Annotated in this window: 14 protein-coding genes; 9 read left to right on the top strand and 5 right to left on the bottom strand. The window is 63.2% G+C overall.

Going from position 1 to position 13,422, the window contains the following annotated elements:
* Window positions 1-57: 57 nt before the first annotated feature.
* Together motA and AB8717_RS09020 are read right to left on the bottom strand one after the other, a co-directional pair.
* Entirely contained in the window at window positions 58-927 is an 870-nt protein-coding gene (gene motA, locus AB8717_RS09025) for a flagellar motor stator protein MotA (RefSeq protein ID WP_443750696.1), read from the bottom strand.
* Window positions 928-978: 51 nt separating this feature from the next.
* Window positions 979-1,857 carry a LysR substrate-binding domain-containing protein gene (locus AB8717_RS09020; RefSeq protein WP_443750695.1) on the bottom strand — a complete coding sequence of 293 codons (879 nt, stop codon included), beginning with the start codon at window positions 1,855-1,857 and terminating at the stop codon, window positions 979-981.
* A gap of 111 nt (window positions 1,858-1,968) precedes the next feature.
* Here AB8717_RS09020 and AB8717_RS09015 point away from each other — a divergent pair, with 111 nt between their 5' ends.
* Together AB8717_RS09015 and AB8717_RS09010 are read left to right on the top strand one after the other, a co-directional pair.
* Window positions 1,969-2,604 (top strand): alpha/beta hydrolase, encoded by a 636-nt coding sequence (locus AB8717_RS09015; protein ID WP_443750694.1) that lies wholly within the window; start codon window positions 1,969-1,971, stop codon window positions 2,602-2,604.
* A 20-nt stretch (window positions 2,605-2,624) separates the two neighbouring features.
* Complete coding sequence (locus AB8717_RS09010; RefSeq protein ID WP_443750693.1) at window positions 2,625-2,930, top strand: alpha/beta hydrolase; 306 nt, start codon at window positions 2,625-2,627, stop codon at window positions 2,928-2,930.
* Here AB8717_RS09010 and AB8717_RS09005 read toward each other — a convergent pair.
* Window positions 2,927-4,309, bottom strand: coding sequence for a lytic murein transglycosylase (locus tag AB8717_RS09005; protein ID WP_443750692.1), 1,383 nt, complete (start codon window positions 4,307-4,309; stop codon window positions 2,927-2,929). The genes AB8717_RS09010 and AB8717_RS09005 overlap by 4 nt on opposite strands.
* Before the next feature lie 251 nt (window positions 4,310-4,560).
* Between AB8717_RS09005 and ykgO the strand changes: the two genes are divergently transcribed.
* The 4 genes from ykgO to AB8717_RS08985 all read left to right on the top strand — a co-directional run bounded on the left by ykgO (window position 4,561) and on the right by AB8717_RS08985 (window position 6,266).
* A complete protein-coding gene (gene ykgO / locus AB8717_RS09000; RefSeq protein ID WP_090644072.1) occupies window positions 4,561-4,686 on the top strand; it encodes a type B 50S ribosomal protein L36 in 126 nt (41 codons plus the stop codon).
* 118 nt (window positions 4,687-4,804) lie between these two features.
* Entirely contained in the window at window positions 4,805-5,413 is a 609-nt protein-coding gene (locus tag AB8717_RS08995; RefSeq protein ID WP_443750691.1) for an HAD family hydrolase, read from the top strand.
* A 94-nt stretch (window positions 5,414-5,507) separates the two neighbouring features.
* A complete protein-coding gene (locus AB8717_RS08990) occupies window positions 5,508-5,780 on the top strand; it encodes a DUF2312 domain-containing protein (RefSeq protein WP_443750690.1) in 273 nt (90 codons plus the stop codon).
* Between the two features lie 117 nt (window positions 5,781-5,897).
* Window positions 5,898-6,266 (top strand): hypothetical protein, encoded by a 369-nt coding sequence (locus AB8717_RS08985; RefSeq protein ID WP_443750689.1) that lies wholly within the window; start codon window positions 5,898-5,900, stop codon window positions 6,264-6,266.
* 246 nt (window positions 6,267-6,512) lie between these two features.
* Here AB8717_RS08985 and AB8717_RS08980 read toward each other — a convergent pair whose 3' ends face one another.
* On the bottom strand, window positions 6,513-7,631 hold the full coding sequence (locus AB8717_RS08980; RefSeq protein ID WP_443750688.1) for a lactonase family protein: 1,119 nt from the start codon (window positions 7,629-7,631) through the stop codon (window positions 6,513-6,515).
* Window positions 7,632-7,917: 286 nt separating this feature from the next.
* Here AB8717_RS08980 and AB8717_RS08975 point away from each other — a divergent pair, with 286 nt between their 5' ends.
* Complete coding sequence (locus AB8717_RS08975) at window positions 7,918-9,276, top strand: MFS transporter (RefSeq protein ID WP_443750687.1); 1,359 nt, start codon at window positions 7,918-7,920, stop codon at window positions 9,274-9,276.
* Between the two features lie 107 nt (window positions 9,277-9,383).
* Here the strand turns inward: AB8717_RS08975 and AB8717_RS08970 are convergent, their stop codons facing one another.
* Window positions 9,384-10,853 (bottom strand): sigma-54-dependent transcriptional regulator, encoded by a 1,470-nt coding sequence (locus tag AB8717_RS08970; protein WP_443750686.1) that lies wholly within the window; start codon window positions 10,851-10,853, stop codon window positions 9,384-9,386.
* A gap of 151 nt (window positions 10,854-11,004) precedes the next feature.
* Here AB8717_RS08970 and AB8717_RS08965 point away from each other — a divergent pair, with 151 nt between their 5' ends.
* Together AB8717_RS08965 and AB8717_RS08960 are read left to right on the top strand one after the other, a co-directional pair.
* Complete coding sequence (locus AB8717_RS08965) at window positions 11,005-12,825, top strand: M3 family oligoendopeptidase (protein ID WP_443750685.1); 1,821 nt, start codon at window positions 11,005-11,007, stop codon at window positions 12,823-12,825.
* 345 nt (window positions 12,826-13,170) lie between these two features.
* The gene (locus AB8717_RS08960; protein WP_443750684.1) at window positions 13,171-13,416 is read left to right on the top strand and encodes an aa3-type cytochrome c oxidase subunit IV; all 246 of its coding nucleotides are present in this window, start codon (window positions 13,171-13,173) and stop codon (window positions 13,414-13,416) included.
* Window positions 13,417-13,422: the final 6 nt, after the last annotated feature.

The raw sequence follows: 13,422 nt of genomic DNA, 5'->3' as shown, positions 1-13,422 counted from the left end.
CGGTTCGCCCGACACGCGTAGCTTAAAACAACCAAACCATAAGGCGGTGCCGCCCGGTCAGGCGGCTTCCGGAATATTGTTCAGCGCCTCTTCCATCTGCAGGAAGCTGGGCTGTGATTCGGACGGAATATTGCCGCGGCCGATTTCGACCGATATCTGGGCGGCGTTACCGTGCAGGTGGGCGACCAGGACGGCCTGGATGATCTTGTAGAAGGCGCCCTCCTCGTCGACGATCCCGCCCATGCGGACCGCGAACGGCGCGACCATGCCGTAGGCCAGGAACACGCCCATGAAGGTGCCGACGAGCGCGCCGCCGATCATGGCGCCCAGGATTTCCGGCGGCTCGGTGATCGAGCCCATGGTCTTGATAACGCCCAGAACGGCGGCGACGATGCCCAGCGCCGGCAGGGCGTCGGCCATGTTCTGCAGGGCGTGGGCTGGCGCGTGGGCCTCGTGGTGGTGCTTTTCCAGCTGCTTTTCCATCGCGTCCTCGACCTGGTGCGGGTCTTCGAGGTTCATCGTCATCATGCGCAGGGTGTCGCAGATGAAGTCGATGGCGAAGTGGTCCTTCATGATCTTGGGGAAGCGGTTGAAGATCGTCGAATCGTGCGGCTTTTCGATGTGGCTTTCCAGGGCGATGACGCCCTTGGACTTCATCGTCTTGGTGAGCAGGAACAACAGGGCCAGCAGGTCCTTGTAGTCGCTGGCCTTCCACTTGGCGCCCGAAAACACCTTGCCCATGCCGCCGCCCATGCCCTTCAGCGTGGTCATGCTGTTGCCGATCAGGGTCTGCGCCACGGCCGCTCCGCCGATACACATCAGTTCGTGCGGGGCCGCCTCGATGATCGGCGCCATATTGCCGCCCGACATGAGGTAGCTGCCGAAGACGAGGCCGAACAGCAGGACGAGACCGATGATTTGAAACATGGAGGCAGTACACCCGGGTATAAACTTCGGGTGCACTATCGCCGTTAATCATTAAGAGGCGGTTTCCACGGCGCTCACAATCCAGTCGCGGAAGCGGATCATGGCGTCGGTCGGCGCCCGCGAATTCAACCGCGTCAGCCAGTAGCTGCCGCGGGAAACATAGGTTTCGAAAGGCTGCGCGATCTGTCCCGACCGCAGCAGGCGCTCGAACATCAAAGGCGGGGCCAGCGCCACCCCGGCCCCCTGCAAGGCGGCCTCGACCATGGCCAGCGACGAATCGAACACCATGCCGGTGGGCACCGGGCTTTTTTCCACGGCGGCCGCGCGGAACCAGCCGTCCCATTCGTCGCTGCGGTACGAGCGCAGCAGCACCTGGCCGCGCAGGTCGTCGGGCGTGCGCAGCTGCGCGGCGATCTCGGGCAGACATAGCGCCGTCAACGGCGCCTCGAACAGTTGCACGGCGTGGGTGTCGTGCCAGGCGCCGTTGCCGAAGCGAATCGCATAGTCCAGCCCTTCGGCGGCGATATCGACGCGATTGTTGTTGGTCGACAGCCGCACATCGAGATGCGGATGCGCTTCCCTTAAGCCCGGCAAACGCGGCAACAGCCAGCCGACCGCAAAGGTGCCGACCGCCCCGAGCGTCAGCACCTCACGAACCCGGCCGTCGCCGAAGCGTTCCAGCAGGTCGCTCATCCGGTCGAACGATTCGCTGACCACGGGCAGCAGGGCCTCGCCTTCCGCTGTCAGGCCGAGACCACGCGGCAGGCGGCGGAACAAGGTCACCTCAAGCCGCTCTTCCAGCGACTTGACCTGGTGGCTGACGGCGGCCTGGGTGACGCACAGCTCGATGGCGGCGCGGGTGAAGCTTAAGTGCCGGGCCGACGCCTCGAAGGCCCTGAGCGCATTGAGCGGAAGACTGGGGCGCGGCATGTGTTAACAACCCAAATTTTTCTAATAGCTGGTCCGACTTATCATCGTTTGCGGGTTGGCGGAAGGCGCGGTATCCAAAATGGCCCCGCCCTTACATCCTAGGAAATTCTTATGCCGTATCAAAGGACTGCCCGCGCAGTCATGGCCAGCCTGTGCCTGTTCGCCCCTGCCCTCACCGCACCGGCCATGGCCGAGCCGTGGGCCGCGCCCGCCGGATACAAGCAAATCGAAATATGGCCAGCGGGCACCGATATAAAGACGCCCGACGCCACCGGCCCGGAAACCGTCAGCGTCAGCACCTCCCCGAAACTGGGCAAGGTCACCGCCGTTCAGAATGTGACGCGCCCGACCATGAGCATTTATCCGCCCAAGGGAAAGAATACCGGCGCGACCATCGTTGTCTTCCCGGGCGGCGGCTACCAGATCCTGGCGATCGACCTGGAAGGCACGGATGTGTGCGACTGGGCGACGCAAAAGGGCATTACCTGCGTCGTGCTGAAATACCGCGTGCCCGATTCCGGTCCGCACTGGGACAAGGCCTGCAACTGCGCCGTCATGCCGCCGGTGAACCTGGCGCTGCAGGACGCGCAGCGCACCATCGGCCTGCTGCGCCAGCACGCGAAGCAATACCATATCGATCCGGACAGGATCGGCGTGCTCGGCTTTTCCGCCGGCGGCACCTGGTCGCCTCGGTCAGCACGCATACCCAGCGCGCCTATACCCCAATCGACGCCGCCGACCGGCTGAGCAGTATCCCCGACTTCGTCGTGGCGCTTTATCCGGGGCACCTGTGGAACGAGCCCGGCCTGACCCTGTCATCCGATATCAAGGTGGCCAAGGACACGCCGCCGACCTTCATCGTCCAGGCCGAAGACGACCCCGTCGACGATGTGCGCCATTCGCTGACCTACTTCATGGCCCTGCGCGAGGCCAAGGTGCCGACGGAGATGCACATCTACGCCCGTGGCGGCCATGCCTTCGGGCTGAGGCCCTCGCCCAATCCGATCGTCAAGTGGCCGAACCTGGTCGAAACCTGGCTGCACACTATCCGCATCCTGCCGGACGGAAATTAGGACCCGGCCGGGATCGGCGTGCCGGTCAGCGACGACGGCGGCGTGGCGGGCGCAACGCCCATCATGCCGACGAAGCGGTTGGCCAGTTCGAAGCTGAGATAACCGTCCGCCGGCAGGTTGTTGGCGCGCTGCCAGTTGCGGATCGCCATGCGCGTCGCCGGCCCGATGACGCCGTCGAGCGAGCCGGGATCGAAACCGGCGGCCTTCAGCGCCTGCTGCGACTTCATGCGCTGGTCGAGGCTCAGCGGCGGCTCGACCGGCCATGCGGCGGTAAGCGCGGGCTTGCCGCAGATGCCGTCGGCCAGCAACCCCACCGCCAGCGCATAGTTGGTCGAATTGTTGTACTTGCGGATGATGTAGTGGTTCGGCAGGGCCAGGAAGGCCGGGCCCTTCGCGCCGGACGGCAGAAGCAGGGTCGCGTCTTCATCGACCTCGGCCGGGGTATAATAGCCGCCATCGGCCCGCTTGACGCCGAGCGCCTGCCAGTCGGCAGGCTTCTTCCTGGCGGTTTCCGCCAGATAGTAGTCGAAGCCGGCGGGCAGGATGACCTCCACCGCCCATTCCTCATCCGGCTTCCAGCCGGCCTTGGCCAGCAGGTTGGCCGTCGAGGCCAGGGCATCCGAATCGGAATTCCAGATATCGACGCGGCCGTCATGGTCGCCGTCGACGCCCAGCGACAGGTAGCTGTCGGGCTCGAACTGGGTCTGGCCCATGGCGCCGGCCCACGAGCCTTTGAGTGTCGTGCGGGCGATGCCGTGGTCGCGCAGGATGGTCAGGGCAGCCACCAGCTCGTCCTCGGCCCAGGTACGGCGGCGGCCGTTATAGGCAAGCGTCGACAGGGCGGCGATGACGTCGGTATTGCCCTGGACGCGGCCCAAATCGCTTTCCATGCTCCAGATGCCGCCGGCGATGCACTTCGGCACCCGGAAGGTCTGCTCGATCTCGGAGACATTGGGATTGGCGGCAAGCTTGGCGGCGGCTGCCGCCGAACGCGCCGCCGACACGGCCTGGCGCATGTAGGAACTGGCGGGCTTGGAGAATTCGGGCTGCTGCGAATCGGACGCGGTGACGCTGGGCAGCGGCTGCACGCCGTCGAAGACCTGCGCGACGAAGACCGGATCGAAACCGCGCGCCACGGCTTTTTGAATGAAGGCCTGCTTCCAGTCGTCGAAGGTCGCGTAGGCGGTGATCGGCACCGGATTGGCGGCCTGGGGCGCCGGCGTGGCGGCGGGGGCTGCGGGCGGGGTTTCCGGCTGGGCCGGCGTCTGTTGCGGAACCGGCATGCTGGCCTTGGGCGCCGTCGCGACTTCGCTCCCGTGCTGGCCGGTGCTGGCGCAGGCAGTCAAGACAACGAACAGGCTCAGATAGCGAAAACGCATGACAGGGGTCCCTCCAGCCCCGAATCTTAGGCTGTTTCTATTGGCAATTCCAACAGTTTAGAGCGCAAATACGACACTGATGCGTTCTGTTGCGGGAAAAACGCCGGCCCGTTCATCAAAACGCGTTGACAAATCGGGACTCACGCCATAGAAACCGCGGCTCCATCGAGGTGCAGCGCGGCCCGGACGGCTGGCGATGCGCCTCGGTTTCGTTATCAACACCCTACTCTTAAAGACCAGGTGAAAACCAAATGAAAGTCCGTAGCTCGCTCAAGTCGCTCAAGGGCCGTCACCGCGATTGCAAGATCGTGCGTCGCAAGGGCATCGTCTACGTCATCAACAAGACCGACCCGCGCTTCAAGGCGAAGCAAGGCTAACACCGTCGTGACCGGCCCATGCCTGATGCAGGATGGCCGGTCTTGATACTGTCACAGGAAAACGCTTAAAGCGGTTGCGCTTTAGGCGTTTTTTCGTGTCTGAATGAAGGAAGAGATCATGACTATCAAAGCCGTCCTGTTCGATATCGGCAACGTCATGATCACCTGGCATCCGGAAAACCTGTTCCGCAAGGTGATAACCGATCCCGGCCGCCGTGCCTTCTTCCTGGAGACCGTCGTGCCCATGGACTGGCACGTCCATCACGATGCCGGCGTCTCCTTCGCCGACAACCGCATAAGCCGCGTTGAGCGCTTTCCGGAATACAGCGACGAGATCCTGGCCTTCGATACCCGCTTCGACGAAATGCTGGGCCAGCCCATCCCCGAAACCATGGCGGTCATCGAGGAATTGCAGGCGCAGGGCGTGCCGCAATACGCCCTGACCAACATGCCGGCCGAAAAGGCGCAGATGGTCTTCGACCACATCCCGGCCTTCCGCCATATGAAGGACGTCGTCGTTTCCGGCGTCGAAAAGCTGATCAAGCCCGATCCCGCCATCTATCGCCTGGCGCTTCGACGCATGAGCCTGACAGCGCCCGAGGTCTTCTTCACCGATGACAGCGCCGCCAATATCGAGGCGGCGAACGCTCTGGGCTTCGTCACCCACCTGTTCGACCGCCCGGAAACCCTGCGGCCGGCCCTGGTCGCCGCCGGCGTGTTGAAATAATCCACAAGCAATCTTGTGTGCCGAGTTGAGACAGGCGAATCACTTGTCTATTGTGTCCGCCAAACAGTTTTTCAGCTTTCAGGATACATTCGCCATGGCCGACGACGCCCCGTCCTTTTCCTCCGATGACGTGATCACCGGCGCCGCGCAAGGCCGCCTCAAGTCTTTTATCGAACGCATTGAAAGACTTGAAGAAGATAAGGCCGTGGTCAGCAACGACCTCAAGGAAGTCTATGCCGAGGCCAAGGGCGAAGGCTTCGACGTCAAGATCCTGCGCAAGGTCGTCCGCATCCGCAAGCAGGACAAGGCCAAGATGTCGGAAGAAGAGGCGATGATCGACCTCTACATGTCGGCGCTCGAAGGCTGAGCCGCTTCGCGCCATTGATCTTTTACGGCCCGTTTCGGCATGGATGCATGCCGGGGCGGGCTTTTTCATATGCGTCCTCTTCCCATGGCATTTAAGTCGAAAGCCCCCGGCAAGGGGATGACGCGCAGGACCGGGCTGAAGACACGCGCACCGATGCGGGACACGAACCCGGCGCCCGCCAAGCCGCCCTCGCCGGCCGAACAGCGCGCCGCCCAAAAGAAGGCGCTGCAGGCATCGACCCTGCGCCTGCTCGAAAAAGCGCGGCGCGAAGCCGCGGAGCACGGCGTCGACCTGTCCGAATGGGAGAGCGAATTCCTCGACAGCGTATCGCAGCGCGTGAAGACCTATGGCCGGGCCTTTGCCGATCCCGACAAGGGCGCGTCCGGCGGCACGCTCAGCCTTCGCCAGGGCGTCAAGCTGAAGGAAATTCGCAAGAAAGCCAGGACTGCTCAGCCATCGGAACCCGGGGACGGCGAAACGAACTGAGATCGCCGCTTCAACATTAATCAACAATTGATTTGGTTAATTTTCCCGGGATCAGACCTTTCCAACCGTCGTCAGACGGCCATCTCTGGAAAAGTTCAACGCATTGATTATTCTATAAAAAATTATCAAACCTGTGGCTCGAACATTGAAATCAATGATTGATAATAAGCTGTGCGGCCGGCATCAAAAAGCCCCGGAGACGTTCGTCCCGGGGCTTGTCGAAAAACACCGTCTCGACGATGAGGATCAGGCCGTGGCGCCGATAAAGACCGGCTGGTCGATCTTGAGGCTGGTGACCGTGCTGCTCAGCGTACCGTCGCTGTGCAGCTTCATGATGGTCACGTCGCCGCTCTTCTGGTTGCCGATGATGATGCGGTCGAAACCGGGGATAACGGCGAAGAAGCGCGGCCAGTCGCCGCCGCACGGCGTGATCTGCGAAGCGCCCAGGCGGCCCGTGCCGTCGAGATAGAAGGTGGCGATGCTGTTATGGCCGCGATTCGACACGTACAGCAGGTTGCCTTCGCGGTTCAGCGCGATATGGGCGGCCTGGCTGTGGTCGGTGTAGCCATCCGGCAGGGTCGAGGTCCATTGCGTGCCCATGAAGGTGCCGTCGGCGTTCGGACGCAGCGTCACGACCGCATTGGCCAGTTCGCCGACCAGGTAGGCGACCTGCCCGGACGGGTGCAGCACCAGGTGGCGCGGACCGAAGCCGGCTTCGCACTTGAAGGCCACGACCTTGTCGCCGACCGCGCCGGTGGCGGCATCGAACGGCCAGGCGATGACTTCATCCGTGCCGAGGTCGACGCTGTAGATGAACTTGCCGTCGGCCGACCACTTGACGCAGTGGGCGTGCGGACCTTCCTGGCGCTCCGGATCCTTGCCGGTGCCGGAATTCTGCTTGACGACCGGGGTGCCGGGCATGCCCGACTTGTCGAGCGGATAGACGGCGATATTGCCCGAACCGTAGTTGGCGACGGCCAGGTACGATTCCGTTGCGTCGAGCGATACATAGCACGGGCCCTTGCCCTGCGTGGAGGCTTCGCCCTTCTTCGAGAACTTGCCGCTGCTATTGGCCTGGTAGACGCCGACCGTGCCGGCATCGTTTTCGTTCAGGATGTAGTGGCGCTTCAACCTGGGGCTATAGACGCCGAACGACGCGTTGGGCACCGACGGATCGGCCTTGCCGAGCGTCCACTTGTCGTAGGCCGGCGAATAGCTGAGGGCGGCGACGCCGGTCGCGCCCATGGTGCCGACATAGTAGACGAGGTCGCCCAGCGCGGCGCGCGCGGCCATCGGCATGGCCAAGGTAGCCGCACCGGCGGCGAGGAATAGGCGGCGATCGACGCCCTTGGAAGTCCCTGACATGGAGGTATCCCCTTCTTGTATGCAATCTGCGTTTCGAAGCGGCCTCAACCTACCCAATCCAAAGCGCCCTGACCAGAGCCTTTTGCGAATATGAAAACGGATACACCGCATCCCCATACCCCATAGTGATACATCCGTTTTAACGAAATAAGATTTTGAATTTAAATGGTATATTTTTGTTATAACGCAGACATTTTAACCAAATCCGCAACTTTACCGTTTCATAACCTCCTGTAGTCCAGAATTCCCGCCGAGAGCGAACCGTACGGCACGGCGCGGAGGGCAGATGGAACAGGCACCGGACAGGACGAAAGCCCTGCAGGCTTACGAGCCCCTGCGCCTGCGCGAGGTCATCAGCTACAGCCTGGGCGATGTCGGCGTGAACCTCTACTGGGCGCCGCTGGCCGTCTTTTTGATGAGCTACCTGACCGACGTGGTGGGCCTGAGCGTCGTCGAAGCCGGCACGCTGCTGGCCGTGATGCGCACGGTCAGCGCCTTTGCCGAGCCGCTGTTCGCGGCGCTGGCCGACCGCACGCGCACCGATTACGGCCGTTATCGCCCGTGGTTCCTGTGGCTGGCCATTCCGCTGGCGGCGTCCGGCTTGCTGCTCTTTTCGACCGCCAATGCCCCGCATGAGGTGCACCTGGCCGCCGCCTATGTCGGCCTGATCCTGATGAACCTGGTCTATACGGCGATCAACGTGCCCTATAACGCCCTGTCGGGCGTCATCACCTTCGACTCGCGCCAGCGAGAGGTGCTGCTGTCGGCGCGCTACGGCATCGCCTTCCTGACCGCCGTGCTTATCACCTGGCTGACGCCGAAACTGGTGGCCTTCACCGGCCCCAACGAGGTAGCATTGGGGTGGCAGTTCGCCATGACCATCTTCGGCGTCATCGCCATCGGCATCTTCATCAACCTGTTCCTGAATACGCGCGAACGCTTTTCGCTGTCGGCCGATCCGCGCAAGAACCCGCTGCGCGACATCGCCGACCTGTTCGAATGTCCCCCCTGGCTTGTGCTGTTCGTCCTCGGCGTCATCGTGATGACCGGCTTCACCCTGCACACGGCGTCGGTGCCTTTCTTCGCCCGCTACGTGCTGGGCCGTCCAGACGTCGGCATGCCGCTGTCCATGGTCTTCATCCTGGGGCTGGCGGCAGGGTCCGCCCTCACCTCCACCCTGACCCGGCACGTCGAACGCCGCCTGCTGATCTCGGTCATGCTGGGTGTATTCGCCCTGACCAGCCTGGGCTTCTACGCCCTGCCGGACAACCAGGTGCAACTGGCCTTCGCCCTCCAGGTCATGACCGGCACGGTGCTTGGCGTCGTATCGACCATCACCTTCGCCATGACCGCCGATACGGCCGACCACAATGCCTGGCGCAACGGCCACCGCGCAACGGCGATGACCTATTCGATGATCAATGTCGGCAAGAAGATCGCGATGGCGCTGGTGGCGCTGGTCGTCGCCTGGGCGTTCGCCACGCACGGAACGGCCGGCGCCGAGGCCTCCCCTCAACTGTTGACCAATGTCCGGCTGATGATCGGCCTGGCGCCCGCGGTGCTGGCCGTTGCCGGCGCCCTTGTGGCGCAGTTCTATGGCTTGAATGCCGAGACCCTGGCCCGCGAACAGGTCGGGTCGTTGTAAAAAGCGGCTGGCTTCGCAGGTGGAGCTTCCTGGTGATCACATCCCTTAAATAAAAACGCCCGCCGGGAACTCCGGCGGGCGTTGAAATCAACACTTGATCAGGTAGCTTAGCCGACTTCCTTGACCAGGCCTTCAAGGCCGCAGTCGCGGACCTTTCGGTACAGGGTCGAGCGGCCGATGCCAAGGCGGCGCGCCACTTCCGACATATGGCCGGCATAGACGCTGATGGCGTGCTCGATCAGGTCGCGTTCGATGTCTTCCAGCTTGCGCAGGTGGCCAGCCTCGTCGAGGATGCGCACCGGGGCGTCAGGCATGGCGCTCATGGCCTCGATATGCTCCTGGACCGCGCGGGCGCCGGCGGACGGCACAGGCAGCGCCTGGGCGGCCACAGGCAGCGGCATGGCCTGGCCGCTGATAGCCGGGAAGTCGAAGGGCTGAAGGTACGGGCTGTCGGCCAGGACGATGGCGCGATAGACGGTGTTTTCGAGCTGGCGCACATTGCCCGGCCACTCGTAGCCGGCCAGCAACTGCATGGCCTCGGCCGACACGCCGGTGACGCGCTTGCCTTCCTCGACATTGAAGCGGCGGACGAAATGCTCGACCAGGGCCGGGATGTCCTCGCGGCGTTCGCGCAAGCTCGGCGCTTCGACCGGGAAGACGTTCAGTCGATAGAACAGGTCTTCGCGGAAGGCGCCGGCCTTGACCTGGTCGGCGAGATTGCGGTTGGTCGCCGAAATGATGCGGACATCGACCTTGACCGGACGTTTCGAGCCCACGGGGTCGATTTCGCCCTCCTGCAGGGCGCGCAGCAGCTTGACCTGCATGTCGAGCGGCAGTTCCCCGACCTCGTCGAGGAACAAGGTGCCGCCGTTGGCTTCCTGAAACTTGCCGAGATGCTTGTCGGACGCGCCGGTGAACGAGCCCTTTTCGTGGCCGAACAGGATCGATTCCACCAGATTTTCCGGCAGGGCGCCGCAGTTGACCGCGACGAACGGCTTGCCGGCCCGCTCCGAGGAGCCCTGGATAGCGCGCGCGATGAGTTCCTTACCCACGCCGCTTTCACCGAGGATCAGCACGGGGATGGACGACTTGGCCGCCCGTTCGCCCAGGCGCTTGACCATCTGCATGGCGGGCGACGCGCCGATCAGGTCGTCGAAGCTGGTGCGGTTGGTGGCGTGTTTCTTCAGACGCGCGACCTCGGCCGACAAATCGCCCATCTGGAGAGCGTTACGCACGCTGACCAGTATACGTTCGGGCGAGGCCGGCTTGATGAAGAAGTCCTGGGCGCCGGCCTGCATGGCCTTGACGACCGTGTCGATCCCGCCCGACGCCGTCAGCACGATGGCCGGCGTGCGGATACCGGCGGCGCGGATCTCCTTCAGCGTGTCGATCCCCGACTGCCCCGGCATCACCAGGTCCAGGATCAGCGCGTCGATACCCGTCGTCGTGGTGAGGCGGTCGATCGCCTGGGCGCCGTTTTCGGCGTGCAGGACGGCGAAGCCTTCGCGCTCGAGCACGGCCTGGATCAGCCGGCGCTGCGTCGGATCGTCGTCACAAATCAGGATCGTTTTGGCCATCTTCTACACCCATTCATCATCACGATTACCGGACCTGCGTTTTTGCGGTTCGGCTTATTTTGGGACAGACCCTACGCGAACGGGGTGAAAAACCGGTTTACAACCGGGATTGTGTCTCGATTTTTTCGGGACTCGTGCTTATGTCGGCCCCATGACCGACACGACGACACTCGCCTCAGCCGCGATTCCGCTCCATTCCGGCACCGGTTTGCCGATCTGGGACCTTTCCGATCTCTATTCGGGCCCGGAAGACCCGCGCATCGCCGCCGACTTCCAGTCCGGCGCCAATCACATCAAGGAACTGGCAAAGCTTCAGGGGCAATTCTTGTCGGCGCGTGCCAATCCGGAACGGCTGGGCCTGCTGATCGACCAGGCGGCATCGCTCTACGAAAAGGCGATGGACGACATGGGTGGCGCGCTGGCCTATGCCACCCTGGCCTCGACGATCGACCGCGACAACACCCATATCGGCAAGCTGGAAAGCGACCTGCGCACGCAGGCCGCCATGATCTCGGCCGACAGCCTGTTCCTAAGCCTTGAGCTCAACAAGCTCGAGGACTGGGAAATCGAGCAGGCCCTGAAGATGACCGACAAGGCGCAGCGCTGGCGTCCCTGGCTGCGCCGCATCCGCGCCTCGCGTCCGCATGAACTGTCGGCGGAACTTGAGCGCCTGATGCTGGAGCGCGCCCCGGCTGTCAGCCAGTGGACGCGCCTGTTCGACGAGACCCTGGCCCGCCTGCGCGCGCATGCCGGCAAGGAGGAACTGACGCTCAACGATGCCCTCACCCGCCTGTCCGCTCCCGAAGGCAAGGTTCGTAAAGAGTCCGCGCAGGCCCTGACCGAGGCCCTGCGCGAAAACGCGCCCGTGCTGGCGCTGGCGCTGAACACCCTGGCCTTTGAGAAGCAGGTCGAGGACCGCTGGCGCAAGTACGAAGACCCGGCGGCCTCGCGCCACCTGGCCAACGAGGTCGACAAGGACGCCGTCGACGCCATGGCCGAGGCCGTGCGCGAATCCTATTCCGCCCTGTCGCACCGCTATTACGCGCTCAAGGCGCGCATCATGGGCAAGTCGAAGCTCGACTTCTGGGACCGCAACGCGCCGCTCAGCGAAGCGCCGCAGAAGCACTATTCCTGGGAAGACGCCAAAAAGATCGTGCTCGACAGCTTCGCCCAGATGGGCCCTGAGTTCGAGGAACGCGCCCGCACCTTCTTCGACAAGCCGTGGATCGACGCTGCCCCCCGTCCGGGCAAGTCCTCGGGCGCCTATGCCCACCCGGTCACCGCGCCGCGCCACCCCTATGTCATGCTGAACTTCACCGGCGATCGCCGCGAAGTCCTGACCCTGGCGCACGAGCTCGGGCACGCCGTCCACCAGACGCTGTGCCAGCCGCTGGGCTCGATCCTGGCCGACACGCCGTTGACGCTCGCCGAAACCGCGTCGATCTTCGCCGAGGGGCTGGTGTTCGAGCATCTGGTCGCCGATGCGTCCAAGGAAGACAAGAAGGCGCTGCTGGCCGGCAAGATCGAGGACGGTCTGAATTCGGTCATCCGTCAGATCGCCTTCCACCGTTTCGAGGAAAAGTTCCACGCGGCGCGGCAGTCGGGCGAAGTCGCACTCGACCAGATCAACGCCATCTGGCTGGAGGTCATGGGCGAGTCGCTTGGGCCCGCGATTACCCTGAACGACGGCTACGAAGTGTGGTGGGCCTATGTCGGCCACTTCGTCCACGCGCCCTTCTACGTCTACGCCTATGCCTTCGGCGACCTGCTGGTGTCGGCTTTGATGGAAAAGCGCCGCCAGGACCCGGCAGCCTTTACGCCGGTCTATCGCGGCATGCTGGCGGCGGGTGGCACGAAGACCTATGTCGAGGCGCTGCAGCCCTTCGGCCTCAATCCGCGCGAAAAGCAGTTCTGGGCTTTGGGCTGCCACAGGCTTGAGAGCCTGATCGACCAGTTCGAAGCGCTGGTCTGACTTCAGGAGAGGAAGTGGGTCCACAGATTACACAGATTTCACAGATTATTCCGCGCCTTATCTGACCAGTCGCGTGCCTTGGCCTTTCAAGGCGCTTCGCGCGAAGCGCAATCATAGAGGTTCATTGCGCTCCGGAAGCCGCCCAACACTCGGAATAATCTGTGAAATCTGTGTAATCTGTGGACCCCTTCAATCCCGGTATCCACAGCCCCGATGTTTCCGCTCACGTCTTAACGCCGCCACAACGAAAATCTGCGAAATCTTCGTATCTCGCGCAGGATTGACCAAATCACCGCGGCTTTGTAAGACCGAACGCAAGAACACAGTTTTCAGGAAACGCATCCCATGGCCGATCACCATTCTTCGCACAGCGACTACGTTCACGGCGAAATGGATATCAACCAGCACCGCCACAGCTTCGAGCTGTTCGTGACGCTCACCAAGTGGTGCAGCTACCATCTGGCCGTGGTCCTGACCTTCGTTATCCTGCTGACCTGCACCAAGGCGGGCTTCCTGACCGCCCTGATCGTGGCGATCGTCGTCGCCGTCGTCGGCTGGCTGCTGCTCAAGAAGAAGCCGGACGCGCACTGAGACAAA

Origin of the sequence: Asticcacaulis solisilvae (assembly GCF_052327315.1) — a bacterium.
Taxonomy (GTDB): Bacteria; Pseudomonadota; Alphaproteobacteria; order Caulobacterales; family Caulobacteraceae; genus Asticcacaulis; species Asticcacaulis solisilvae_B.
The sequence above is the reverse complement of the archived record's forward strand: the minus strand, read 5'-3'. Positions and strand labels throughout refer to the sequence as shown.